This window comes from Pseudomonas sp. EU05-FHT14B02 (assembly GCF_058791055.1).
Genome location: NZ_JBYTDD010000018.1, coordinates 25,871 through 50,150 on the forward strand (window position 1 = coordinate 25,871; position 24,280 = coordinate 50,150).

Below are 24,280 nucleotides of genomic sequence, written 5' to 3' on the forward strand. Positions count from 1 at the left end.
TTGACTGAAACACCGCTTTCGCGGGCAAGCCCGCTCCCACACTGAATCTGTCTCGTCCACAGATCCAGTGTAGGAGCGAGCCTGCTCGCGATGAAGACGCGGTTTCCCGCGTCATCCGGTCAAGGCGTGACGATATTGAACTGCGGCGCAAACGTATCGAGGCTGCTCATCAACTCCCCAAACTTCTTGCCATTGCCTTGCAACTTGATCAGACCTTTCTGGATTGCCGTCGGAATATCCAGCTGCTTGAGGCTGATCTGTTCCAGGGTGGCCTTGCTCATGGTCACGCTGGCATCTGCCTGAGCATTGAGCCCTGCACGGTGGGTCAGCACGCCATTGCGCAGGGTCAGGTTGAAGTCCTTGCTCAGGTCATCGAAGGTCCAGTTCAAGGTCAGGTCATGGCCTACGGCCTTTTCACTGTCCAGGCGCACCGCCAGGAAGTCGAAGAACATCTGCGGGCTCATCGCCCGCACCATGTCCACCGATACCGAAGTGCTCGCATGGGGTGGCACGCCGTTGCGCAGTTCCATGGCGCCGGTCAGGTACATGTTGCGCCAGGTGGCGTTTTCACTTTGATAGCCCATTTGCTCCAGGGCCTGGGCCTGGGTTTTGCGGGCGTCGCCGTTGTCCGGGTTGGCGAACAGCACCTGATTGCCCAGTTGCGCGGCCCAGCGGTATTCACCCTTGGCCATCGCCGCCTGCATTTTCTCAAGCACTGCCGCTTCGCCGCCCATGGCCTCGACCGAACGCTTGGCCGTTTCTACCGGCGGCAGCGGATTGAGGTTGGCCGGGTTACCGTCATAGAAACCCATGTAGCGCTGATACACCGCCCGGGTGTTGAAACTCAGTGAGCCGTAGTAGCCACGGGTGTACCACTTCTGGTCGAGGTCGCCGGGCAGTTTCTTGATCGAGTCGGCGATTTCCAGCGGCGTCAGGCCCTGGTTCAGCAGGTGCAGGGTGCGGTCATTGAGGAAGGCGTACATGTCGCGCTGGTCGGCGAGGAAGGTGCGGATGCGTTCGCCACCCCAGGTCGGCCAGTTGTGCTGGGCGAACAACACGTCGCTCTTGTCGCCGTAACGCGCCAGGCTGGCATCGAGGTACTGGGCCCAGGCCTTGGCGTCACGCACCTGCGCGCCGCGGGGAGTAAGGATGTTGTGCATCATTTGCGTGGCGTTTTCCGCCATGCACAAGGCGCGCAATTGCGGCAGGTACAGGTTCATCTCTGCCGGCGCCTCGGTGCCCGGGGTCAACTGGAACTCTACCTCGAGACCGGAGATGGTGCGGGTTTCCAGTTCCTTGTCGATCAGGTCGGTGGGCGGGATCAGGGTGACTGTGCCACCGCTCGGTGTGCTCTTGCCCAGGCCGGCGTCGACCTGGCCTTTTTCGCCACGGGGCAGCAGGCTACCGAACTGGAACTGTGCGCGGCGGCTCATGGCATTGCCGGCGTAGACGTTCTCGCTCATCACGTGTTCCATGAACCCGGTGGGGGCGAACACCTTGACCTTGCCGGCCTTTACGTCGGCCTCGTCAATGACCCCGCGCACGCCACCGAAGTGGTCGACGTGGGTGTGGCTGTAGATCACTGCCACCACCGGTTTGTGCGGACGGTTCTGGTAGTACAGGTCCAGTGCCGCCTTCGCGGTTTCGGCCATGGTCAGCGGGTCGATGATAATCAGCCCGTCGTCGCCTTCGATGATGGTCATGTTGGCCAGGTCGAGGCCGCGCACCTGATACAGCCGTGGGCTGACTTCGAACAATCCGGCATGGGCGCTGAGTTGGGCCAGGCGCCATAGGCTCGGGTTGACCGACTCCGGGGCCTGGTCTTTGGCGAGGAAGTCATAGGCCTGGATATCCCAGATGACCTTGCCCGAGGCGTCCTTGATCTGGCCCTTGAACGGCGCAATCAGACCCTTGGTGACCGACTCGTAGTCGGTGCGGTCGGTGAAGGGCAGTTGTTGCAGCACGGCGGCGTTACTGGCCGTGGTTTGCGGGCTCGCTGCGACCGGTCTATCGGCGGCGACCACCGATTGCGTCAGGCAGGCAGTGATCAGGCAAGCGAGCAGCCCACGAGGGCTCAAGGTGAAACGAGGCATGGCGTCTCCGTTTTTTATCGTTATGGTTAGACCAGCGTCGAGGGTAGGGCGGGGCTCGGGCGGGGCGATCATCAGCAACGGACAAAAAACATTCAGGGCCGCTATCCTTGATCCACGCCTATCCAGCAGGTTGACCCATGCTTGAAGTCCATGGTGTTTTCAAAAGCTACGCCACACCGCAGGGGCCGCTGCCGGTGCTGCAAGGCGTCGACCTGACGCTCAGGCCCGGCAGCAGCCTGGCGCTGATGGGCGAGTCGGGCAGTGGCAAAAGCACCTTGCTGCACCTGATCGCCGGGCTGGACAAGGTCGATCGCGGCAGTATCCGCAGTGGCGCGCATCGCCTGGAACAGATGAATGAACGGCAACTGGCGAACTGGCGCCGTACGGAAATCGGCCTGGTGTTCCAGCAGTTCAACTTGATCGGCAGCCTGCGGGTCGAAGACAACCTGGCGATTCAGGCGCGGCTGGCGGGGCGTCATGACCCACGCTGGCAGGCGCACCTGGTGCGACGCCTGGGCCTGGGCGAGCTGCTGCGGCGCTACCCCGAGCAACTGTCCGGTGGCCAGCAGCAACGGGTCGCGCTGGGCCGGGCGCTGGCGTCGCGTCCGCCATTGTTGCTGGCCGACGAGCCCACCGGCAGCCTCGATGAGACCACCGGCGCCGAGGTGTTGCAGTTGCTGCTGGAATTGCTCGACGACAGCCCCATCAGCCTGTTGATGGTCACCCACAGTCCCGGCGTTGCGGCACGGCTGGCGGAAAGAGCCCTGCTGTGCGGCGGTCGCCTGGCCGGCGCGGGCGAGCGCTGACATGCGCATCTTTGGCGAAACCCTGCGTGCACTGCTCAGCCACTGGCGGCAGCACCCGGTACAGTTTTTCAGTGTGTTGACCGGGTTGTGGCTGGCCACCAGCCTGTTGACCGGCGTCCAGGCGCTCAACAGCCAGGCCCGCGACAGCTATGCCCGCGCCAGTCAATTGATCGGTGGCGAACCTCAGGCCAGCCTCGGTGCGCCCAGTGGCGGCACGTTCCCCCAGCAGTGGTTTATCGATCTGCGGCGCGCGGGGTGGCCGGTATCACCGGTGCTGCAAGGCCGGGTCACGCTCAAGGGGCACGAAGAGCAGCGCTTGCAGTTGATGGGCATCGAGCCGGTGTCGCTGCCGGCGGGCGCAGCGGTGGCCGGGCAGGCCTTGGCGATTGAACAGGTGGTCGGCTTTTTCAGTCCGTCGGGCAGCACCTGGATATCGTCGCAGACCTTGCAGGCACTGGGTTTGCGCGAGGGTGACCGGCCACTGAACCTGGCGGGCGTGGCCCTGCCGCCACTGCATGTGCAGGCCGATATGGCGCCCGGCGTGCTGCTGGTGGACATCGGTTTTGCCCAGCAGATTCTGGGGTTGCCAGAGCAACTGTCGCGGCTGCTGTTACCGAAGGATTTCACCGCGCCGTTGCCGGACCCGTTCAAGGGCCAGTTGCAACTCAAGCGCGCCGGCGAAGAAAACAACCTGAGGCGCCTGACCGAAAGCTTTCACCTGAACCTCGATGCCCTGGGGGTGCTGTCGTTCGTGGTCGGCCTGTTTATCGTGCACGCCGCCATCGGGCTGGCACTGGAGCAACGGCGAAGCCTGCTCCGAACCCTGCGTGCCTGCGGTGTGAGTGCGCGAATGCTGATGGCCTGTCTTGCCGTCGAATTGGGTGGGTTGGCCCTGGTCGGTGGTGTGGCCGGTGTGGTCAGCGGCTACCTGCTGGCCGGCGTGCTGTTACCCGATGTCGCCGCCAGCCTGCGGGGCTTGTATGGCGCCGAAGTGGCGGGGCAGTTGAGCCTTGGTCTGTCGTGGTGGTTCAGCGGTATCGGTTTGAGTCTGATCGGGGCGTTGCTGGCCGGGGCCAACAGCCTGCTGCGGGCGGCGCGTCTGCCATTGCTGGCGCTGGCCGATCCGCAGGCCTGGCATCAAGCCCATGCGCGCTGGTTGCGACGCCAGGGTTGGGTGGCGGCCATGGCCGGGATGATCGCGTTGCTGGCGTTGATCTTCGGCGACAGCCTGATCAGTGGCTTCGTGTTGATGGCCGCGCTGTTGATCGGTGCCGCACTGGCCTTGCCGGTGGTGCTCAGCGCGCTGCTCAGTCTCGTTTCGCAGCGCAGTCGCTCGGTGCTCGGCCAATGGTTTATCGCCGATTGCCGCCAGCAACTGCCGACGTTGAGCCTGGCCTTGATGGCGCTGCTGTTGGCCATGGCGGCGAACATTGGTGCCGGCAGCATGACCGCAGGGTTTCGCCAGACCTTCAGCGACTGGCTCGAGCAACGGCTGACGGCCGAGCTTTACCTCAATCCACAGAACCCGGCCCAGGCTCGGGAGCTGCACAGCTGGCTCAACCAGCAGCCGCAACTGGCGGCCGTGCTGCCCAACTGGCAGGTTTCGATTCAATTGCAGGGCTGGCCGACGGACCTGTCCGGGATCATCGACCACCCGACCTACCGCCAGCACTGGCCGCTGCTCGAAGCCTTGGGCGACAACCCTTGGGAGCGACTGGCCAAGGACGATGCGGTGATGCTCAGCGAACAACTGGCCCGGCGTCTGCGAGTGCAACTGGGCGAACACCTGACGCTGGCGACGCCCACTGGCCCGTGGTCGCCACGGATCGTCGGGATCTACGCCGACTACGGCAATCCCAAGGGCCACATTCTGGTGAACATCCGCCATCTGTTGCGCGGTTGGCCGCAACTGACTCCGAACCGCTTCAACCTGCGCATCGAACCGGCGTCGATCCCGGCGTTCGTCATGGCATTGCAGGCGCGTTTTACCCTGGACGACAGCCGCATCGTCGATCAGGCGCGGCTCAAGGGCTGGTCCACGCAAGTCTTCGAACGCACCTTCGCCGCCACCGCCGCGCTCAATAGCCTGACGCTGTGCGTGGCGGGGGTGGCGCTGTTCATCAGCCTGTTGACCCAAAGCCAGAGCCGTCTCGGGCAACTTGCGCCGCTGTGGGCGTTGGGTGTGACGCGTCGGCATTTGATGTTGCTCAATCTCGGGCAAACCTGGCTGTTGGCGATACTGACCCTGGTGCTGGCGTTGCCGCTGGGCATCGCCCTGGCGTGGTGCCTGGACGCGGTGATCAACGTGCAGGCCTTTGGCTGGCGACTGCCGTTGCGAGTGTTTCCATTGCAACTGTTGCAATTGATGGGGCTGGCGCTGGTGGCGACGTTACTGGCCTCGGCCTGGCCGTTGTACCGTTTGTACCGCACGCAACCGGCGGACCTGCTGCGGACGTTTGCCCATGAAGATTAAAGTCGGCGTGTTGCTCCTGGGGCTGCTGGCGAGCGGTTGCGATCAACCGGCACCGGTCGAAAAGGGCTTTGCCGGGCTAGGCAATCAGGCCGCTGCGTTCACCCCGGTGGTTCCCGGCCGGATGTTCAGCTTCCCGGCGGATCATGGCTCGCACGACGGCTTTCGCATCGAATGGTGGTACGTCACGGCCAACCTGAAGGACGATCAGGGGCATGAGTTTGGCGCGCAATGGACCTTGTTCCGCAGTGCCTTGAAAGCCACCCCCGAGGTACTGGGCTGGCAGAGTCAGACGATCTGGCTGGGCCACGCGGCGGTGACATCGGCGACGGCGCATCACGCGGCCGAACGTTATGCCCGTGGCGGCGTCGGTCAAGCCGGTGTCAGCGTCGTGCCGTTCAACGCGTGGATCGACGACTGGCAATTGAGTAGCCAGGCGACTGCCGACGACCCGTTGGCCGACCTGCAGCTCAGTGCCAGCGACCGCCGTTTCAGCTACCAGCTGCGGTTGACTTCGACAGGTCCGCTGGTGCTTCAGGGTGACCGGGGCTTCAGCCAGAAATCCGAACAGGGTCAGGCCTCTTATTACTACAGCCAGCCGTTTTTCCAGGCCAGCGGCACCCTGGACATCGACGGCAAGACCTTTCAGGTCAGTGGCCCGGCCTGGCTCGACCGGGAATGGAGCAGCCAGCCCCTGACGAGCAACCAGACCGGTTGGGACTGGTTCTCCCTGCATCTGGACAGCGGCGAGCAGGTGATGCTGTATCGCATGCGGCAAAAGGACGGCAAACCTTACCTCACCGGCACCTGGATCGACGCCCGGGGTCAGACACAATTGCTGCACGCCCGCGACATCAGCCTCACGCCGCAAGACACCGCCCGGGTGGCCGGGCGTGAGATGCCCATTCGTTGGTCGATCAAAATCCCTGCCAGACACCTCGATATAACCATTGCCGCGCTCAATCCCCAAGCCTGGATGGACTTGCGCATTCCATATTGGGAAGGCCCGGTGCGCCTCAGTGGCAGCCATGCAGGGCAGGGTTATCTGGAAATGACCGGGTACTAGGCGCTCGTGTCAGGAAAATCACCGCTGCGGCGCGACCACTCGCTCAACAGCGTCTATGCTCACTCGCACACATGGCGTTGAGCCCGGTTTCAACGCCGTCTGTTGCCATCTATCACAGGAAATGTTCTGCCTATGAAACGCCACGCACTGAGCAAAGCCATCACCCTCGCAACCTTGCTGTCTGTCGCCAGTTTTGGCGCGGTTGCCGCCGAACTCCCGTTGTCCGAAGTTATGGTGGTTGACCAGGTCACCACCAAAGTCGTTTCGGTAGATACCGCGAACCGTTCCGTGGTCCTTAAAGGCCCGCAGGGTAATGAGTTCCCTGTGCAGTTGACCGACAAGGCGAAAAACCTCGACAACCTCAAGGCTGGCGATACGGTCGAGATCAGGGTTACCAGCGCCGTTGCAGCCTTCCTCGACACCGATGTCGACAAAGGCCTGCCCGGCACCGCCGAAGCCACCGGCGAAATGCGCACAGCGCCAGGTAGCCCCAACCCCGGCGGCGAAGCTTACCGTCAGGTGAAAGTGCAGCTGAAAATCACCAGCATTGACCTGAAGAAAAACCAGGTGACCTTCGAAAACCCGGAAGGCAAGTCCAAGACCGTCGACGTCAAACGACCTGAAGTCCAGGCCAAACTCAAGGACTTGAAAGTCGGACAAAGCGTCAACGTGGTTTATACCGACATATTGACGGTGACCAGCAAGCACTAATATTGAGTACTGGCGTTATACGGGCCGATTGTTTTTGTGCAAGTTTTGTATAGGAATAATCAGCTCGTAATGGTCGAACTGGTGAGTTTTAGATGTCGTGTTGCATAGTATTTAAATCGACATGTTGTTAAACATTGTGTCGATAAATTTCATTTTTGCGTACGGACATATTAATCCGCTTCTACTAAAATACGTTCCGTTCGCCCAGTGTCAGGGCTCTTTACCAGTGCATGGATTGCCGAGGCCATTGCACTGGGCGAACACTTTATTAGCGGTATAGAAAATTTCGGATATAAAAAACGGGCGACCAGTAGGTCGCCCGTTTTTATTGAGTTGTGACAAATCATTCAGTCATGTTTTTTATTGACTTGAAGCAACATCGGCCAACGCGGCGAAACACTGTTCGATCGAACGCCGCTGGCTCTCGGCGTACAGCCCCAGTTCATCGATCGTCGGCCGACCCAGGGCCTTTTCGAACGCTTGCTGATTGGAGTGCACACCGTAACGGGCCTGCGCCGCGTCCCCAAGGTTCGACTGGAAAATCCCCGCCGCGCTGACCGGCAGGAAGTCTTCGTACACCAGCGGTTCAACCCGCAGGTAACCGTCGCTGAGCAGATCTTCCAGGGGTGCGTTTTTCAGGTCGCCCGCCGCCAGGCCCTTTTCTGTCACGAAGTAGCGGAAGTAAGCCAGGCCCTGTTGGCGCATGCCTTCCCAGGTGTCAGGGAACTCGCTGAAATGCTGCGCCATCAGGGCGTTATAGCGCGCGGCGTTGGCTTCGTTGGGGAAGTCCTTGAGTTCGTCCCGCGCGGCATTGAGCAAACTGTCGTAGAGTGCGCGGCCTTTGGGCGTGAGGGCGGCGCCGCGCTGTTCGATCTCGCCGAACCGGGCACTGTGGCTGCCGCGAGCCTCGCTTTGATCGGTGAAGGCAATCGGCTCGTCGAGGGCCTTGAAGCTGGTCTGGCGCAGCAGGATCGGGCACTGGCGCCGGGGCGGGCCTTCGATCACCGCTTTGGGGGTGATGCCATGGGCCGGCATTTGCGCCTGGACGATGTCAATGTCCAGGGTCCGTGGTGTCAGGTGGTTGATGTGCGGGCCCTTGAACGCCACCACGTCGGCGATCAGACGATGCTGGGCGCTGAGCTGTTGATACTGATCGGCGGTGACGGTGGCGCTGTGGTGCCAGCGAAACGTTTCCAGGGCTTGCTCGACGAACTCCAGAGCTTCCTGTTCGGTCAGGCCACCCCGGGATTCGGCACGCTCGATGAGCGAGAGGGCCGCGGGGGTGAAGATCGAGCGCCGGTCGAGCATTGACTGGGCAAACGCTCGCAGCTCCAGGTCTTCGATCAATTCCAGGCGCAACAGCGAGGTGAACACCCGGAACGGGCTAACCTGCAATGACGCTTCGTGCACCGCGCGAAAAGCCGTGGAATGCACCGGCACGCCGGCCGGTGTCAGGTCGTAGTAACCCACCGGTTGCATGCCCATCACCGCGAACAGGCGGGCGAGGGTCGCCAGTTCATCGGCCGTACCGACACGGATCGCCCCATGTCGCTCCAGGTCCAGGCGTTCGATTTCGCCGGTGCTCTTGAGCTGTAGCAGGAGTTGCGGATCGCTTTCCAGCACGTGACGGTTAGTCTGTTCCACCAGTTCCATCAACGCGCCGTACAACGGCACTTCCTCGCGGTACATGTCGGACATCGCTTTGGAGAAGCGTTGGCGGATCAGGTCAGGGCTGACGAAATTCGGGTGGTTCATGAACAGGATTCCTGGCGCGGTGACGTAAAGGATGGACGAAAGATCGCAGCCTTCAGCGACGCCGACAAACGAAGTTTCTGACGAACTTCATTCTGCTAAGGACTGCTAGGGGGCGTTCTCAATTAGTTTCCCTACTGCGCCGGGTCTGCTGTTGTGCAGGGCAAGGCGCGAGAAGCGCAGTTTGGTCATTCCAAATCAGCTTCGAGCAACACAGCCCTGCACAACAGCAGACCCGGCCCTTCGGGTTGTGCCTTAAAGCTGGCCATGCTGCGTTGCAGGCCTTGGAAAGGGAACAACCATTCCCCGCGGCCTACGCCTTGCCTGGCCAGCTTTAAGGCGACAACGCGGTGGGGAAACTAATTGAGAACGCCCCCCCTAATGCAGTCGTTGATCCTGTGGGCTCTCCGAGCGCAGCGATGCCAAAAACTCGCGATACAGGCGCGCCGACCCGTATGGCGCTTCCACCATGGGCATGTGCCCGATGGCGTCCCAGATATGCACGCGCAGGTCGGCGATGCCCTTGCTCCAGACCGCCACGCTGCTGACGTCGATCAGTCGGTCCTTGCGCCCCCACAACAACAACGCCGGGGCGGTGATGTCGGGCAGGTGTGGTTCCATCGGCGGGCTGGCACGGAATTCGCGGAAGATCTCCTCCAGCTCTTCGCGGGACTGTTCATAGCGCTGGGCGACGGCATCGAGCACCAGCTTCGGTACCCAGGGGGGCGAAGCCATGGTCATGGCGTAGAAACGCCGGAATTCTTCGCGCGAATGGATCAGAAACGGGTTGTGGCCCTTGGCCAAATGCCGCTCAAGGTCACTAGGCTCGGGGGCGGTGACTCCGGCCGGATCGAACAGGGCCACGGACACAATGCGTTCCGGGTAGGTGGCCGCGAGCCACGCCGCCATGTAGCCGCCCATGGAATTGCCGATGACATGGACTTTCTCCACCCCACAAACGTCCAGCAGCTGGATCATGCGTTTGGCCTGCAGCGGGATGTCGTAGCCGCCGCCTGCCTTGAAGCCGGTTTCGCCATGGCCGGCGATGTCCGGGATGATCACCCGATGGCTGTCGACAAAGTGCCGGGCGAAACGCAGCCAGAGGTTTTTGTCGGCGCTGAAGCCATGGAGCATCAGCACACTGCTGGTGGCCTCGTACGGCCCGCCTTGCCAGGTCGAGACGGTCATTTCGGGGATGGGCACGACGATCTTGTGCAGCCGGTACAACTTGGCCTCGGCCGCCATGCTCAAGTCATAGAGCCAGTAGCCGATGGCCGGGTAGGTCAGCCAGCTCCAGGCAACGAACACTGCGAGAACGACGAACAACAAAAGCATCACGCGTCTCCCTCTATCTGCTCAGGACAAAATGTGATCGGCGGGTTTCAGCGCTCGGGTCAAGCGATGAAAGCTGAAACTGAATCCCGGAAACATGGCAATCACATGACCGCTCTTGCTTTGATACCAACTGTGGCAACCACCGGATTTCCACACGGTGCGTTCCATTTCCCGGTGGATCATTTCAGTGTAGGTACGTTCCGCCTCATGGCGAACTTCGATGCTGCGTAAACCTTGAGTCTTCAAGGTGCGAATGCAATCGAGGATGTAATTCATCTGGGATTCGATGATGAATAGCGCCGAGGTGTGACCGATCCCGGTGTTCGGTCCGGTGACAATGAACAGGTTGGGAAAATCGGGCAGGGCGGTGCCGAGGTAGGCCCGTGGGTACTGGGCCCAGACCTCCTTGAGACGGGTGCCTTTTTTGCCCGTTACCGGGTAGGAAATCACCCCGTCGGTGGCATCGTAGCCAGTGGACCAGACGATCAGGTCCAGGTCGATGTGCTGGCCGTCCAGTGTAACGATACCGGTCTCGTCGATGGACGCGATGCCTTGCTCGCGGCTGTGAAGCGTCACGTTGTCGCGCGCCAGTGCCGGGTACAGCGTGCTGGACAGAATCACCCGTTTGCAGCCGATGGTGTAGTCCGGCGTCAGTTGGCGCCGCAGTTCGGCATCCGGCACCTGGCGTTTGAGAAAACGCAGGGCCTGGCGCTGAACCATGTGCACCGCCGGTTTCGAATACTTGAAGGCAATCACCCGGGTTTCGAATTGCCAGTAGATCCCCCAGCGCAGCAGCTTGTAGGCCGGCTTGAACCCCAGCAGCCAGCGCTGTAAACGGCCAAAGCTGCGGTCAGCCCGGGGCAGGACCCAGTGGGGCGTGCGCTGGAATACATGCAAGTGCCCGACGTCCGGGGCGATGGCCGGAATGACCTGGGCCGCACTGGCGCCGCTGCCGACGATGGCCACGCGTTTTTGCCGGTAGTCGTAGTGATGATCCCAGTTGTTGGTGTGAAACGTTTTACCTTGAAAACGCTCCTGTCCGTCGAAACGCGGAACAACCGGTTGACTCAGCGGCCCGGTCGCGTTGATCAGGAACTGCGCGCAAAATGTGCCTTTGCTGGCGGTGTACACCGTCCAGCGTTTGTGGGTGTCGTCCCATTCGACGCGCTCGACATTGGCGCCCAGTTCCACTTTGTCCCGCAAGCCGAAGTGCTCCACCACGTGGCGAGTGTAACGGTGCAGTTCGGCCTGTTCGGCGAACATTTGCGTCCAGCGATACGGAGCAAAAGACAGAGAGTACAGCGGCGAGGGCACGTCGACTGCCGCACCGGGGTAGGTGTTCTGGCACCAGGTGCCGCCGAAGAAATCACGCCGCTCCAGCAGTCGAAAATCGTCGATGCCGGCCTTGAGCAAATTGATTGCTGCACATTGGCCGCCAAACCCGCTGCCGATGATCAATACTTGAAAGGTCTGCATGGGCCTCCTCTTATGCTAATTGATCAACCCCTTCTTTCATGTATAGCCGTTTATGGGGTGAGGCTTTTGCTTTTATGTGAGTCTGATGTCGCGATTTTCAGCCCGTTAGTCGGTGATGGCTATTTAATGTCGCCCTGATAGACTCCAGCGCATAGGCTCAGGCTGTAATCGCATTCCGTGGAGTGGCACAGAGGTCCTATGGCAAAAACGGGAGGAAAGGGATTTTCATTGGCCAGGAGGCTCTATACATCGCGGATCCTGGGGTTGGCCCTGGGGCTGGTGTGCGTGAGCGCGGCAATGTATCCACTCGATCCTGCACCTTGGGTCTGGGGCTTCATGTGGTTCAATGGCCTGGTCTGGCCGCACCTGGCTTACCAATGGGCGCGCAGGGCCAAGACGCCCTATCATGCCGAATACCGCAATCTGCTGATCGATGCCTTTCTCGGCGGCTTCTGGATTGCCGCGATGCAATTCAATCCCCTGCCCAGCGCGACCACCATTTCCATGATGGCCATGAACAACGTGGCCATAGGCGGCTTGCGCTTTCTGCTGGCCGGGACAGCCGCGCAAATCCTGGGCGTGAGCGTTGGCCTGCTGATTTTCGCCCCGACGTTCATTCCTGCCACCAGCGCGGTGCAGCTCTATGCCTGTTTGCCGTTGCTGTGCCTGTATCCGCTGGCGCTGGGCTGGATCTGCTTCCGCCAGGCCCATACTCTGGGCTGTCAGAAGCGTGAACTGCTGGCACTGAGCCGCACCGACAGCCTGACAGGCCTGCTGAACCATGGTGCCTGGAAGGACCAGCTCGAAGTCGAGTTCCAGCGTTGCAATAGCCAGCAAAAAGGCGGAGCGATCGCCCTGATCGACATCGACCATTTCAAAGCCATCAACGACACCTACGGCCATGTTGCCGGCGACATCGTCTTGCGTCAGTTGAGCAAAATGCTCAAGCAGAACCTGCGAGCGACCGATGTGGCTGGGCGCTACGGCGGCGACGAGTTCTGCGTGATCCTTCCGGACCTGCCCCTGAACCGCGCCGCCGCCATCATGGATACCCTGCGTGCTCGCTTCGCCATCTTGGGCTACGAGCAGAACCCGGCGCTGAAAGTCAGCCTGAGCATCGGCCTGGCGTCATTCAATCCGGCCCATGCCGACGCGATGCTTTGGCTCAATGATGCCGATCATGCGTTGTACGAAGCCAAGACCACCGGGCGTAATCGGGTGATCTGCTGCAGTAACGGGAAACCCCATCGCGAACTGCTCGACTCGGTGTGACCCTTCACCGCAAAACCTGTGGGAGCGAGCCTGCTCGCGATGGCGACGGGGCGGTTTAAACCGTCATTCCTTCACGCTCATGAACTCCTCCGCGAAGCGGATGTATTCCTCGGGTTGCGTATAGGTGTGCGTCAGCTCGGTGGCGCTCAGGTCCGACGTCTGGGTGAGGATCTGGCGTTGTTCGCGCAGGCTGTCGTAGGTCGCCTTGATCGCGGCGAAGTACGCGCCATGGCCGTCGATGGTCACGCGCACACCCAGTTCGGCCAGGCGTTTGTCATCGCGCAGCAGCGGGTTGCCATAGGTCACCAGCATCAGCGGCACACTCAGGTGCTCGGCGATCTGCTCCAGATGGTCGAAGTCCTTGATGCCCACCATGCAGATCCCGTCGGCGCCGGCGCTCTGGTATTGCCGGGTGCGGCTGATGATTTCCTGCACCGGCAGAATCCCGGCATGGGTGCGGGCGATGATTGCCATTTCCGAATCGCAGCGGGCTTCGAGCGCCGCGCGGATCTTGCCGACGCCTTCGGCGACCGTGATCAGGTCGGTGGATTTACGGCCGAACTGCGCGGGCAGCAGGGTGTCTTCGATGGTCAGCGCAGCCACGCCCGCACGTTCGAGTTCGACGATGGTGCGCATGACGTTGAGCGCGTTGCCGTAGCCGTGGTCGGCGTCGGCAATCACCGGCAACTGGGCGACACGGCCGATGCGGGTGGCCTGTTCAGCGAATTCGCTGAGGGTGATCAGGGCAAAGTCAGGGGCGCCCAGCACTTGCAGCGATGCGACCGACCCCCCGAGGATCCCGACTTCGAAGCCCAGATCGGCGGCGATGCGAGCCGACATCGGGTCGAAAACCGAGGCCGTGTGGTAGCAGGTGTTGGAGGCGAACAGTTGGCGAAAATTGCGGCGCAAATCTTGATGGGAAAGCCTGGACATATGAGTTCCACCAATGGAATGGAAGGGCTTGAGCAAAAGTGTCAACGCCGAAGGAATAAAAGGCTATCACGCGCGCAAGGGGAGAATGATGACGAATTTGCTGGGTCAGGCCGATTGACATCGCCGCGATGGAACTGATAGGTCACGCCGCCACGGCCTGTTGCCGTTGGTCAAGCAGCGGCACGGCGCGCACCGAGTCTCCGGGTTGCAGCTGCAGGCGCTTGGCGGTCAGGCGATCAACCACCAGACTGTGGCCTACCTGTCGGGCCGGGGCACAGGTAATGCGACAGTTTTCCAGGCGGCGGTTGTGAATCAGCCAGAGGGGCGCTTTATCGTCCGGTGAGCCGATGGCCAATGACAGCGGTCGGCTGTCGCGCACGGTGCGGATCCCGGAAACCGGGGCTTCGATGACCGGTCCGCCGTCGAAGATATCGATGTAACCCTGGTGGGCAAAGCCCTCGGCGCTGAGGATTTTCAGGGCCGGTTCGGTATTGGGGTGGGCCTTGCCGATCACCGCCTGGGCCTGTTCGGTAAGCAGGCAGGTGTACAGCGGCTGGCGCGGCATCAGTTCGGCGATGAACGATTTGTTGCCCAGCCCGGACAAGTGATCGGCGTGGCTGAAATCCATCTTGAAAAAGTGCCGGCCAAGGCTGTCCCAGAACGGCGAGCCGCCTCGTTCGTCGGCACTGCCGCGTAATTCGGCGATGAGCCGGTTGCCGAACAGCTGGGTAAACTCGGCCACAAACAACAAGCGCCCGAGGGAAAGCAAACGGCCGTTGCTGCCCTGACGCTGATCGGGGCGCAGGTACAACGAGCAGACTTCCGATTGCCCGGTCAATTCATTGCTCAGGAACAGGGTCTGGATCTGGCGCTGGATACCCAGGTCCGCCGAAGCGCTGACCGTCAGTCCGACCCGGTAGTTGTACCAGGGCTCGCGCAGACCAACGCCCCCCGTCAGGGCGCTGACGCCCACCACTTGCTGCTCGTCATCCTCGAGCACGAACAGGTAATCGGCATCGGCCCGGTCGACCTGTCCGGCGAAGGTGCGTTGGGCCCAGCGAATCCGATAGGCCAGGCGTTCTTCATCGGCCGGCAGGCTGGTAAGCCCCGGAATGGCCTGCCGCACCAGCGTGAACAAGGCGGGCAGGTCGGTGATCTGGACCGGGCGGACAATCATGGGGCGGTTCCTTGTGCGCGGGTGCTCGGGCGTTGAATCTGGCGGGTGTTCACAGGGCCACCAGCCTGACGGGGCTGCCCTCGGTCACCTTCAGCGCCGTGCACATGGCGGCGTCAAGGGTCACGGGTTGTCCGGGGAGGTAATCAAGATCGGCGACGATGGCTCGGTAATCCTTCAAGGACTCGTTGCTCACCAGAAAGCTGCCGCGGGTGTCGATCACCGGGCCAGGCTGCGTTATGCCGCACTGGCTGTGAGCGATGGAGCGAATACCCGAGGTGCGCGCATAGAGCGTCGGGCCTCCATCGAACAGATCGATGTAACTGTTGGTCTCGAAGCCTTCCCGTTCGAGGATATCGAAGGCTTCCTGGCCATCGGGGTGGATGCTGCCGATGCAGTCCTGTGCCGCCTGGGGCAGCATGGGCACGTAGATCGGATACTGCGGCATCAGCTCGGCGAGAAAGGTGCGGCTCTGCAGACCGCAAAGCCGTTCGGCCTCGGCGTAGGGCAAGTCGAAGAAATGCTTGCCCACGGCGTCCCAAAATGGCGAGTGGCCTTCGTCACTGCTGTAACCGACGATCTCGGTGATCACCGTTTCGGAAAAACGCCGGGCGTGGGCGGCGATAAACAACAGGCGCGCCCGCGACAGCAGTTCGGAATGCGCGCTGCGCACTCTCGCGGCATCGATATGGAAGCCCCGCAGCAAGGTGTGGCCACTGAGGTCGTGACACAACGACAGGGCCGGTACGCCGTGCTCGATGTTCAGTTCCCGCGAGGAACTGGTGAAGTGCCGGTTGCGCAGGCTGTAGAACGGCTCGTTGTAACCCGCCGTGGCGAGGATTTCCGAGCAGCCGGCCAGGTGCCGTGTCGTCAGGTCTTCGAGTACAAAGAAATAGTTTTCCGGGCCATGAGCCTGCACATCCTTTTCGAACGAGGCACAGGAATCGAGGATTTTTCCGCGCAACCGTTCGCTATCGTCGGGCAGGGACGTGACGCCCACGAGGCTTTCACGGGCCAGCCTCTGCAACTGGGGCAGGTCGGCCAACTCGACTGGACGCAAGACCAGCATGGAGACACTCCTGTATCAAACGATTCGGCGGCTTGAGCCGAACCTGACTATCACTGTCGGTTTTTCCACACATTAAATCGGTGGTCATCTGAACGTTGTCAGGCGCCACGATTTTTCTTATCGGATGTTTATTGGGATGGACCGCATTAAACGAGGAGCAGGCGGTTCGGTCGGAGGTGGTGCCTGGGCAGGCGCTTGGATCGGGTATTCGAGTAAAGGCATCCGGGCTCCTGCTGGATGGGTGTGGCACGTGTTTTAACAATCCGTTGAAAGGAGTATTTAATCATCGCGTACTGCCTGTCTAGTGAATTTTCGCGTGGTCTGCTCGTGCCCGGAAAAGGTGCGGAGTGCCTGTACTATGGGGCTACGCCGATGTCGTAAAATGTTGTAGGCGATTGCCTGCATTGTGGTCAGCCATGACAGAAAATCACGCAGGAAATGACTGAAGGAATCCGTTTCAAGCAGGAAAATTAAACACCACCCGGGCCAGCTTTCTTGCGGCACAATTGCGCGATGGCGGTCACCTGACGCCGTCGTTCCTTTCCATCCCTGGAGTGATTGCTGGTGCAGGCAACCCGTTTAACCCTGATTTGCCACGCTCGAACCGTCGCACAGAAATTGGCGCGCTTTCCTCTGGACGAGCCTCTGGAGATGGATTGGCAAGCGCTCAGGCTGTCCCGTCGCAATCAGTTCAAGGGCGCTCCATGCCTTGTCTGTGCTCCGGAGTTGCGCGCCCGGCAAACCGCTGAACTGTTCGCCAACGCGCCGCAGATTGTCGACGCCTTGAGGGACTGCGATTTCGGGCGCTGGAGTGGTGAGCGCATCGGCGATCTGCAAAAAACCGAAGCCCAGGCGCTCCAGCATTGGCTGGACGACCCGGCTTTGGCCCCCCACGGTGGTGAGTCGCTGGTGCAACTGGGCGAGCGGGTGGGCGCCTGGCTGACAACCTTGCAATCGACGCCGGGGCACATCGTTGCCGTTACTCATCCCTTTGTCATCCGCGCCGCGCTGACGCAAGTGTTGCAGGGGGGCGCGTCCAACCTGATCGACGTCGAACCCCTGTCGGCCGTCGAGTTGAGGTTCCATGACCGCTGGCGGCTGCGCTTTCCGGGCATCGATACCGAGGGCCTGCTGTGATGAAAAAACTCCTGGTCATCGGGATCGGTGCCGGCAACCCCGACTACATCACGATGCAGGCCGTGAAGGCGCTGAATCAGGTCGATGTTTTTTTTCTCATGGACAAGGGCCAGAGCAAAGACAAACTCATCGATCTGCGCCGCGAAATCTGCGAGCGCTACATCACCGGCCACGATTACCGTTTTGTCGAAGCCCACAGCCCCGAGCGTGAGCGCGGTGAGGTGGACTACAAGACCAGTGTCGACGACTTGAACCTGGCGAAACAACAGACCTTTGAACGGCTGATCAATGAAGAGTTATCCGACAGCCAGTGTGGTGGTTTTCTGGTGTGGGGCGACCCTGCGCTGTACGACAGCACCATCCGTATCCTTCGGTCGATCCAGGCCTCGGGCGCCTGTGGGTTCGAGTTCGAAGTGATTCCCGGGATTACCAGCGTCCAGGCATTGGCGGCACAACACAAGGTGCCGCTCAACCGGATTGGCCGCTCCGTTGAAATCACCACCGGCCGGCGCCTGGCGGCAGGGCAGGTGAGCGATGCCGACAGCCTGGTGGTGATGCTCGATGCCCAGGATGCTTTCCATCAGGTGGTGGATCAGGACACCGAGATTTACTGGGGGGCCTATCTGGGGACGCCGGATGAAATCCTGATCAGCGGCAAGCTCAAGGATGTTGCGGATGAAATCGAACGGGTGCGCAAGGCGGCGCGGTTGACCAATGGCTGGATCATGGATACCTATCTGCTGCGAAAACCCTGATCAGTCGTTGACCGGGCCGACGCCTTCGCGAACAAGCCCGGTCCCACAGTGGATTTTCAGTGTTCACACCATCGGTGTGGGAACGAGCCTGCTCGCGATGGAGCCTTGAAGGTCAACCGAAGGTAAAGTGGTAACCCCACGCCCAAACCGCTCCCGATATACCGAAGGCGGCACGCCAACCACCGTTCGAAACGCCACCCGGAAACTTTCCACCGAGCGATAACCACAGCGTTCGGCAATCTGCTCGGTGTTCTGGTCGCTGCTTTCCAGCAGTTCACGGGCCCGGCCCAGACGTTCGTGCTGCAACCAGGTTTTCGGTGACTGGCCGCTGGCTTCGGTGAAGCGGCGCAGGAAGGTGCGTTCACTCATCGCGGCCTCGCTGGCCAGGTCGCGCACCTCCAGCGGCTCGTGCAAACGCTCACGTGCCCACTGCATGACGCGGGAAAGATCGCTGCGCGGTGCAGGACTGACCGGCGTCGGAATGAATTGCGCCTGGCCACCGCTGCGTTGCGGCGACATGACCAGGCGTCGCGCCACGGAGTTGGCCACCTGGGTGCCGAAATCCCGCGCCACCAGGTGCAGACAGGCATCGATGCCTGCCGCGCTGCCGGCGGAGGTGATCAATTGGCCTGAATCGACATACAGCACGTCCGGGTCCACGAGGATGCCGGGAAACCGCTCGGCCAGTTCCGAGGTATAGCGCCAGTGCGTGGTCGCACCGTGCCCATCGAGCAACCCGGTGGCGGCGAGGACGAAAACACCGGAGCAGATCGACAGCAACCGCGCCCCCCGGGCATGGGCCTGGCGCAAAGCAGCGATCAGTTCTGCTGGCACCGTGGCGCTGCGGTCGCGCCAACCGGGAATGATGATGGTGCGGGCATCGGCGAGCAATTCCATGCCGCCATCGGCCAGTACCAGGATGCCGCCCATGGCCCGCATCGGACCTTGATCGACCGCGACGATACGATGCTCGTACCACGGGAAATCGAATTCAGGTCGTGGCAGGCCGAAGATCTCCACGGCAATGCCGAACTCGAACGTGCACAGGCCGTCGTAGGCCAGAATCGCGACCATTCCTGGGGTGGGCTGCATTTGGCGGAAAATTCCCGGTGAGTGTCTTGTGCGCCACTGTAGCCGCAAGTGGCTGGCGGATAAAGTCTTTCCACACCCACCACCTCTTTGGAGTACAGCCCATGACCAGCCTGGTTCGCGAAATTCCCGCCGCCCCATCGGCCATCGCCCTGATGCATTTCAGTAACCGTCTGACGTTCGAAACCGATTGTTCCGACGTCTACGGCAGCCAGCAGGCTGACGAAGTCGATTTCATTCTGGTGGATGTTCGGGGTCCGCTGGCGTTCGAACGCGGGCATGTACCGGGAGCGATCAATATTCCCCGGCGCTTGCTGAGCGCCGAGGCTTTGGCGGGTTATCCGAAACACAGTCTGTTTGTGGTCTATTGCGCCGGGCCTCACTGCAACGGCGCCAACAAGGCGGCGGTGAAGCTGGCGGCCCTGGGTTATCCGGTGAAGGAGATGATTGGCGGCGTGACCGGATGGCTGGATGAAGGGTTTGAGTTGAGCGTCGAGGTGCAACGGCCGGCGAATGCCGCGATCGGTTGCGAATGCTGATCTTCAAGCGCCATTGATCAGTGTGGCTTGGAGGCCGCCCACCACTCATCCAGTGTTGCCTGCAACCACGTAAACACGTCGGCGTAGGCAGCACCGTCCTGCGGCCCCCGTGGCAACGGTGACTCATCGCCAAAATGCGCATTGAGCAGGGTCACCGACTCGGCGTTCCACTCCGGATGAAACTGCAACCCCAGCCGCGCCGGCCCGGCGCGGTACATCTGCTGCACACAGTGCTCGCTGCTGGCCAACAGTTGCGCGGCAGGCGGCAGGTCGATGGCGTCTTCGTGCCACTCCAGCACTTTCAGCGTTTTCCCATCGATAAAGGTCACGGTGGTCCATCCGGTTTCGGTCCGGTCCATCCGCCGTACATTCCCGCCCAGGCTCAGCGCCAGCAACTGTGCCCCCAGGCATATGGCGAACACGGCCGCGTCCTGATCCAGCGTGCCTCTGAGCCATTGCCGTTCGGCTTCCAGCCAGGCCGGGCCGGCATTGGATTCATAAGGCCCGCCCAACAGGATCACGGGATCGGCGCTGACGGGCGGCAATTGGTCGAGGTCGGCGCGAAACACCTTCAGCGTCAGCCCTCGGGATTCGGCCCAGATGGCGATGGCGCCCGGACCTTCGGCGCAGTGGTGCTGGATCAGGTTCAACGTGGGCATCACGCTACTCTCGATGGGACGCAAGGGCGCTCAATGTGCCGCAAAACACCGGGCATCGCCAGCCGTCCCATTCTGTCGGATGGAGCCGGAAAGTCTGTAGGTCTGGTGTGAAATTGCGATATGTCTGACAGACTTTGCACCGTCATGGCGCGTTCACCTTCACGTCTCTCCACGGGCGCCACTTTTCTATAAATAATTGTCGCCTCGGCGTAATTTGCCCTCCTATAGCCGCTCTAGACTGCCGGCCACTTCGGTTCCCGCTCACGAAGCGATGACCGAGCGCTGCCAATCGAAGCTGCCAATAAAAGCCTCCGCACACAGGAGTTAAAAATGAAGAAGCTAGTGATGTTCGGTGCCCTGGCACTGTCGATGTTGTCCCTGACCGCCGTGGCCGAAGACGCCAAGCCGATTCGCATCGGTATCGAAGCCGGCTACCCGCCATTCTCGATGAAAACCCCTGACGGCAAACTCACCGGTTTCGACGTGGATATCGGCGATGCGCTGTGCGAGCAGATGAAAGTCAAGTGCACCTGGGTCGAGCAAGAGTTCGACGGCCTGATCCCTGCGCTGAAGGTCAAGAAAATCGACGCCATCCTGTCGTCCATGACCATCACTGACGACCGGAAGAAGAACGTCGATTTCACCATCAAGTACTACCACACCCCGGCGCGCTTCGTGATGAAGGAAGGCAGCGACGTCAAGGACCCGCTGACCGAACTCAAGGGCAAGAAAGTCGGTGTGCTGCGCGCCAGTACCCACGACCGCTTCGCCACTGAAGTGCTGCAACCGGCGGGGATTGTCCTGGTGCGCTACGGTTCCCAGCAGGAAGCCAACCTGGACATGGTCTCCGGCCGCATTGACGCGCTGCTGGCCGACTCGGTCAACCTGGACGACGGTTTCCTGAAAACCGACGCCGGTAAAGGTTTTGCCTTCGTTGGCCCTGAGTACAACGATCCGAAATACTTCGGCGGCGGCGCAGGCATTGCCGTGCGCAAGGGCGATAAGGAACTGGCGGACAAGTTCAACACCGCCATCACCGAAATCCGCGCCAACGGCAAGTACAAGCAAGTGCAGGACAAGTACTTCAAGTTTGACGTTTACGGCGAGTAAGCGAGCCGTTCAAGAAAGTGGTAGCCGTTGACGCGGCTGCCACTTTTTTTGTGCAATTTTTTCAGCGAAGAAGATACCTGTGGGAGCGAGCTTGCTCGCGATAGCGGTGGGTCAGGCAAAATGGCTTCGACTGAATGAACGCCATCGCGAACAAGCTCGCTCCCACAGGTTTCTCTGTTTTCAGGAGTTTATATGCAACGCATCGATCACAAACTGCCCTGGAGCCACTTGGGCAGCGAGCGTACCCTCAGCGTATTTCGTTATGGCGCGGGCACACGCAAGGTGTATATCCAGGCCAGCCTGCACGCCGACGAATTGCCGGGCATGCGCACGGCCTGGGAGTTGAAAAAACGCCTGGCCGAACTTGAACAACAGGGGCAATTGAAAGGTGTGATCGAACTGGTGCCGGTGGCCAATCCCATTGGCCTCGACCAGCACTTGCAAGGCAGCCATATGGGGCGTTTCGAGCTGGGCAGCGGCAAGAATTTCAACCGCTCGTTCGTCGAACTCAGTGCGCCGGTGGCCGCGTTGATCGGTGATCGTCTCGGCAGCGATGCCCAGGCCAACATTGCGTTGATTCGCCAGACCATGGGCCAGGTCCTCGACAGCTTGCCGGCAGCGGCATCGCAGCTGGAAGCCATGCACCGCCTGTTGCTGCGCCATGCCTGCGACGCCGACATCACCCTCGACCTGCATTGCGATTTCGATGCGGCGATCCACATCTACGCGTTGCCGCAGCACTGGCCGCAGTGGCAATCCCTGGCGGCGCGTTTGCAGGCCGGCGTGGCGTTGTTGTGTGAAGACTCCGGCGGCAGCTCGTTCGATGAATCCTGTTCTTCGCCATGGTTGCGTCTGGCCAGGGCGTTCCCGGCGGCAGCGATTCCACCGGCCAACCTGGCGACCACCCTGGAACTGGGCAGCATGGGAGACACCCGCGTCAATCAGGCCCAGGCCAATTGCGAGGCCATTCTCGGGTTCCTCGCCGAGCAGGGATTCATCTGCGGCACTTGGCCGGCGGCACCGGCAGAATGCTGTGAGGGCATGCCATTCGAAGGCACCCAATATCTGTTCGCCCCGCATCACGGCGTGGTCAGCTTCCTGCGCGAGGCTGGGGAGTGGGTGGAGAAAGGCGATGCACTGTTCGAGGTGGTCGACCCGTTGAACGACAAGGTCACCACCGTGCAGGCCGGCACCAGTGGTGTGCTGTTTGCCATCGACCGTGGGCGCTACACCCAGCCAGGCAGCTGGCAGGCGAAGGTCGCCGGGCGTGAGCCGATTCGGGTGGGCAAGTTGATCAACGACTGAGCCCGGAATTTTCTTTGTCTGTACTGGCCTCATCGCGAGCAGGCTCGCTCCCACAGGGTTTACGCGTTCCCTGTGGGAGCGGGCTTGCTCGCGAAGGCGGCATCGGCCACGCCTGAGATGTTCCTGTCTACTGCACAGTGTTAGGCTCTTGCGCGAATCCTGCATTCAGTGAAGGAAGACCCATGTTGAAGATTCTCGCGCTGCTCACGCTCCTGGTATCCACCGCTGTCCACGCTCAAGCCCCGCTGCAAACCGACTTGCCGCTCAAGTACCTGGAGCAGGCCAACGCCGATTCGAACCATCAACCCCTGGTGATTTTCCTCCACGGTTACGGCAGTAACGAGCAGGACCTGTTCGGCATCAAGGATGACTTGCCCGCGTCCTACACCTACCTGTCGGTACGGGCACCCTTGGTGATGGAGGCGGGCAGCTATCAGTGGTTTCGCAAGAAGGGCGAAGGGGCCTACAACGGCGAGACCGATGATCTGAAGTCCAGCGGCCAGTTGTTGCTGGATTTCGTCGCACAGGCCACGAAGAAATATCACACTGAACCCGAGAAGGTGTTCCTGGTCGGCTTCAGCCAAGGCGCGATCATGACCTACGAAACAGGCCTGCGGCATCCCGAGGCGCTAGGCGGGATCGCTGCGTTGAGCGGACGGATTCTGCCGGTGCTCAAGTCCGAGCTCCAACCGGATGAAAAACGCCAGTCATTGGCTATTTTCATCGGTCATGGCGAGCAGGACAAACGCCTTCCCTACAGCGACGGTACTGAAGCCAACAGCCTGCTGCAGAGCGTGTCACTCGAACCCGAGTTCCACGGCTACCCCGGTGTCGGTCACAGCATCAGCGCCGAAGAGATACAGGACTTGAGCGCCTGGTTGCAGCGTCTCAACCCCTGACATTCATTTACTGCTGACGATCTGCTTGACCAGGGTTTCGTGGGCCGCCATGTCGCCGGGGCGGGAAATCACCTGGATTACCGCCATGCGAGTGCCGGATGCGGCCATCAGCGTGGTGGTGAGGGTCATGCCACCGCCCTGCGTGGCGGTGCCGTCGATCTGGCGCAGGCCCAGGCCGGTTTTCTGGGTCAGGGCTTTCTCGCTGAGCTTGTTGTAGTCGGGCAGGGATTTATGTTGCGCCGCATCGAAATCGGCCACGGTGCCGTCGAGGAACCCGCCGTCGTTGTCCTTGACGCTGATACCGTTGGGTAGAGTGTTTTCAGCGGCGATCACCACGGTCTTGGTGGTTTCATTGCTGTAGAGGGTGCCGCTGGCACCGTCCGGGCTGGCCGGCAGCGGGTTGGCGACGAAACCCTTGGGCAGGTTGAAGGTGAACTTGCTGCCGAGCATGGATACTTTATGGGCGGGCGCATCGCTGGAAGTGGCCTTGGCGGCCTGTGCATTCAAAGCCCCAAGGCCGGTAGCGGCTGCCAGCAGCAGTACAAGGGCTTTTTTACTCAACAATGACATCGGAATCTCCAGGAATGTGCGCGCGGTGGGGCGCGATCATCCCATGGAGGTTGCGATGCA

At 61.2% G+C, this 24,280-nt stretch carries 21 protein-coding genes; 11 read left to right on the top strand and 10 right to left on the bottom strand.

The window, feature by feature from the left end; translation table 11 throughout:
* Positions 1-119 precede the first annotated feature (119 nt).
* A complete protein-coding gene (locus AC3WTM_RS17315) occupies positions 120-2,093 on the bottom strand; it encodes an alkyl/aryl-sulfatase (RefSeq protein WP_102672468.1) in 1,974 nt (657 codons plus the stop codon).
* A 137-nt stretch (positions 2,094-2,230) separates the two neighbouring features.
* Here AC3WTM_RS17315 and AC3WTM_RS17320 point away from each other — a divergent pair, with 137 nt between their 5' ends.
* The 4 genes from AC3WTM_RS17320 (at position 2,231) to AC3WTM_RS17335 (ending at position 7,146) form a co-directional block, all read left to right on the top strand.
* Positions 2,231-2,899, top strand: coding sequence for an ABC transporter ATP-binding protein (locus tag AC3WTM_RS17320; RefSeq protein ID WP_102672467.1), 669 nt, complete (start codon positions 2,231-2,233; stop codon positions 2,897-2,899).
* Between the two features lies 1 nt (position 2,900).
* Complete coding sequence (locus AC3WTM_RS17325) at positions 2,901-5,372, top strand: ABC transporter permease (protein WP_102672466.1); 2,472 nt, start codon at positions 2,901-2,903, stop codon at positions 5,370-5,372.
* Entirely contained in the window at positions 5,362-6,435 is a 1,074-nt protein-coding gene (locus tag AC3WTM_RS17330; protein WP_102672465.1) for a lipocalin-like domain-containing protein, read from the top strand. The genes AC3WTM_RS17325 and AC3WTM_RS17330 overlap by 11 nt, the downstream gene beginning before the upstream one ends.
* Positions 6,436-6,567: 132 nt before the next feature.
* Positions 6,568-7,146 (top strand): hypothetical protein, encoded by a 579-nt coding sequence (locus tag AC3WTM_RS17335; RefSeq protein ID WP_102672464.1) that lies wholly within the window; start codon positions 6,568-6,570, stop codon positions 7,144-7,146.
* 360 nt (positions 7,147-7,506) lie between these two features.
* Here AC3WTM_RS17335 and hglS read toward each other — a convergent pair whose 3' ends face one another.
* From hglS to AC3WTM_RS17350, 3 genes are all read right to left on the bottom strand, one after another.
* A complete protein-coding gene (gene hglS / locus AC3WTM_RS17340) occupies positions 7,507-8,901 on the bottom strand; it encodes a 2-oxoadipate dioxygenase/decarboxylase HglS (RefSeq protein WP_102672663.1) in 1,395 nt (464 codons plus the stop codon).
* Positions 8,902-9,276: 375 nt separating this feature from the next.
* Complete coding sequence (locus AC3WTM_RS17345) at positions 9,277-10,233, bottom strand: alpha/beta fold hydrolase (protein ID WP_102672662.1); 957 nt, start codon at positions 10,231-10,233, stop codon at positions 9,277-9,279.
* Positions 10,234-10,254: 21 nt separating this feature from the next.
* Positions 10,255-11,709, bottom strand: coding sequence for a flavin-containing monooxygenase (locus AC3WTM_RS17350; RefSeq protein WP_102672661.1), 1,455 nt, complete (start codon positions 11,707-11,709; stop codon positions 10,255-10,257).
* 198 nt (positions 11,710-11,907) lie between these two features.
* Between AC3WTM_RS17350 and AC3WTM_RS17355 the strand changes: the two genes are divergently transcribed.
* On the top strand, positions 11,908-12,981 hold the full coding sequence (locus AC3WTM_RS17355; RefSeq protein ID WP_102672660.1) for a diguanylate cyclase: 1,074 nt from the start codon (positions 11,908-11,910) through the stop codon (positions 12,979-12,981).
* A gap of 63 nt (positions 12,982-13,044) precedes the next feature.
* Here AC3WTM_RS17355 and AC3WTM_RS17360 read toward each other — a convergent pair whose 3' ends face one another.
* The 3 genes from AC3WTM_RS17360 to AC3WTM_RS17370 all read right to left on the bottom strand — a co-directional run bounded on the left by AC3WTM_RS17360 (position 13,045) and on the right by AC3WTM_RS17370 (position 16,157).
* Positions 13,045-13,914 carry an isocitrate lyase/PEP mutase family protein gene (locus AC3WTM_RS17360; protein WP_046043248.1) on the bottom strand — a complete coding sequence of 290 codons (870 nt, stop codon included), beginning with the start codon at positions 13,912-13,914 and terminating at the stop codon, positions 13,045-13,047.
* Positions 13,915-14,056: 142 nt separating this feature from the next.
* On the bottom strand, positions 14,057-15,091 hold the full coding sequence (gene astA / locus AC3WTM_RS17365) for an arginine N-succinyltransferase (protein WP_102672659.1): 1,035 nt from the start codon (positions 15,089-15,091) through the stop codon (positions 14,057-14,059).
* 49 nt (positions 15,092-15,140) lie between these two features.
* Positions 15,141-16,157, bottom strand: coding sequence for an arginine N-succinyltransferase (locus AC3WTM_RS17370; protein ID WP_102672658.1), 1,017 nt, complete (start codon positions 16,155-16,157; stop codon positions 15,141-15,143).
* 564 nt (positions 16,158-16,721) lie between these two features.
* Between AC3WTM_RS17370 and AC3WTM_RS17375 the strand changes: the two genes are divergently transcribed.
* Together AC3WTM_RS17375 and cobF are read left to right on the top strand one after the other, a co-directional pair.
* Positions 16,722-17,294: a histidine phosphatase family protein gene (locus tag AC3WTM_RS17375; protein WP_102672667.1), complete on the top strand. Its 573-nt coding sequence runs from the start codon at positions 16,722-16,724 to the stop codon at positions 17,292-17,294.
* On the top strand, positions 17,294-18,049 hold the full coding sequence (gene cobF / locus AC3WTM_RS17380; RefSeq protein WP_102672657.1) for a precorrin-6A synthase (deacetylating): 756 nt from the start codon (positions 17,294-17,296) through the stop codon (positions 18,047-18,049). The genes AC3WTM_RS17375 and cobF overlap by 1 nt, the downstream gene beginning before the upstream one ends.
* A gap of 63 nt (positions 18,050-18,112) precedes the next feature.
* Here cobF and ftrA read toward each other — a convergent pair whose 3' ends face one another.
* Positions 18,113-19,141, bottom strand: a complete 1,029-nt coding sequence (gene ftrA / locus AC3WTM_RS17385; RefSeq protein WP_102672656.1) for a transcriptional regulator FtrA — start codon at positions 19,139-19,141, stop codon at positions 18,113-18,115.
* A 101-nt stretch (positions 19,142-19,242) separates the two neighbouring features.
* On the opposite strand from ftrA, the gene AC3WTM_RS17390 reads away from it, so the two are divergent.
* Positions 19,243-19,677, top strand: a complete 435-nt coding sequence (locus tag AC3WTM_RS17390; protein ID WP_102672655.1) for a rhodanese-like domain-containing protein — start codon at positions 19,243-19,245, stop codon at positions 19,675-19,677.
* Between the two features lie 17 nt (positions 19,678-19,694).
* On the opposite strand, the gene AC3WTM_RS17395 is transcribed toward AC3WTM_RS17390, so the two are convergent.
* Positions 19,695-20,336: a type 1 glutamine amidotransferase gene (locus tag AC3WTM_RS17395; protein ID WP_102672654.1), complete on the bottom strand. Its 642-nt coding sequence runs from the start codon at positions 20,334-20,336 to the stop codon at positions 19,695-19,697.
* Positions 20,337-20,666: 330 nt separating this feature from the next.
* On the opposite strand from AC3WTM_RS17395, the gene AC3WTM_RS17400 reads away from it, so the two are divergent.
* From AC3WTM_RS17400 to AC3WTM_RS17410, 3 genes are all read left to right on the top strand, one after another.
* Entirely contained in the window at positions 20,667-21,446 is a 780-nt protein-coding gene (locus AC3WTM_RS17400; RefSeq protein ID WP_102672653.1) for an ABC transporter substrate-binding protein, read from the top strand.
* Between the two features lie 192 nt (positions 21,447-21,638).
* Positions 21,639-22,751, top strand: a complete 1,113-nt coding sequence (locus AC3WTM_RS17405; protein ID WP_102672652.1) for a succinylglutamate desuccinylase/aspartoacylase family protein — start codon at positions 21,639-21,641, stop codon at positions 22,749-22,751.
* A 182-nt stretch (positions 22,752-22,933) separates the two neighbouring features.
* Complete coding sequence (locus AC3WTM_RS17410) at positions 22,934-23,650, top strand: alpha/beta hydrolase (protein WP_102672651.1); 717 nt, start codon at positions 22,934-22,936, stop codon at positions 23,648-23,650.
* A gap of 3 nt (positions 23,651-23,653) precedes the next feature.
* Here the strand turns inward: AC3WTM_RS17410 and AC3WTM_RS17415 are convergent, their stop codons facing one another.
* Entirely contained in the window at positions 23,654-24,220 is a 567-nt protein-coding gene (locus AC3WTM_RS17415) for a DcrB/PsbP domain-containing protein (protein ID WP_102672650.1), read from the bottom strand.
* Positions 24,221-24,280: the final 60 nt, after the last annotated feature.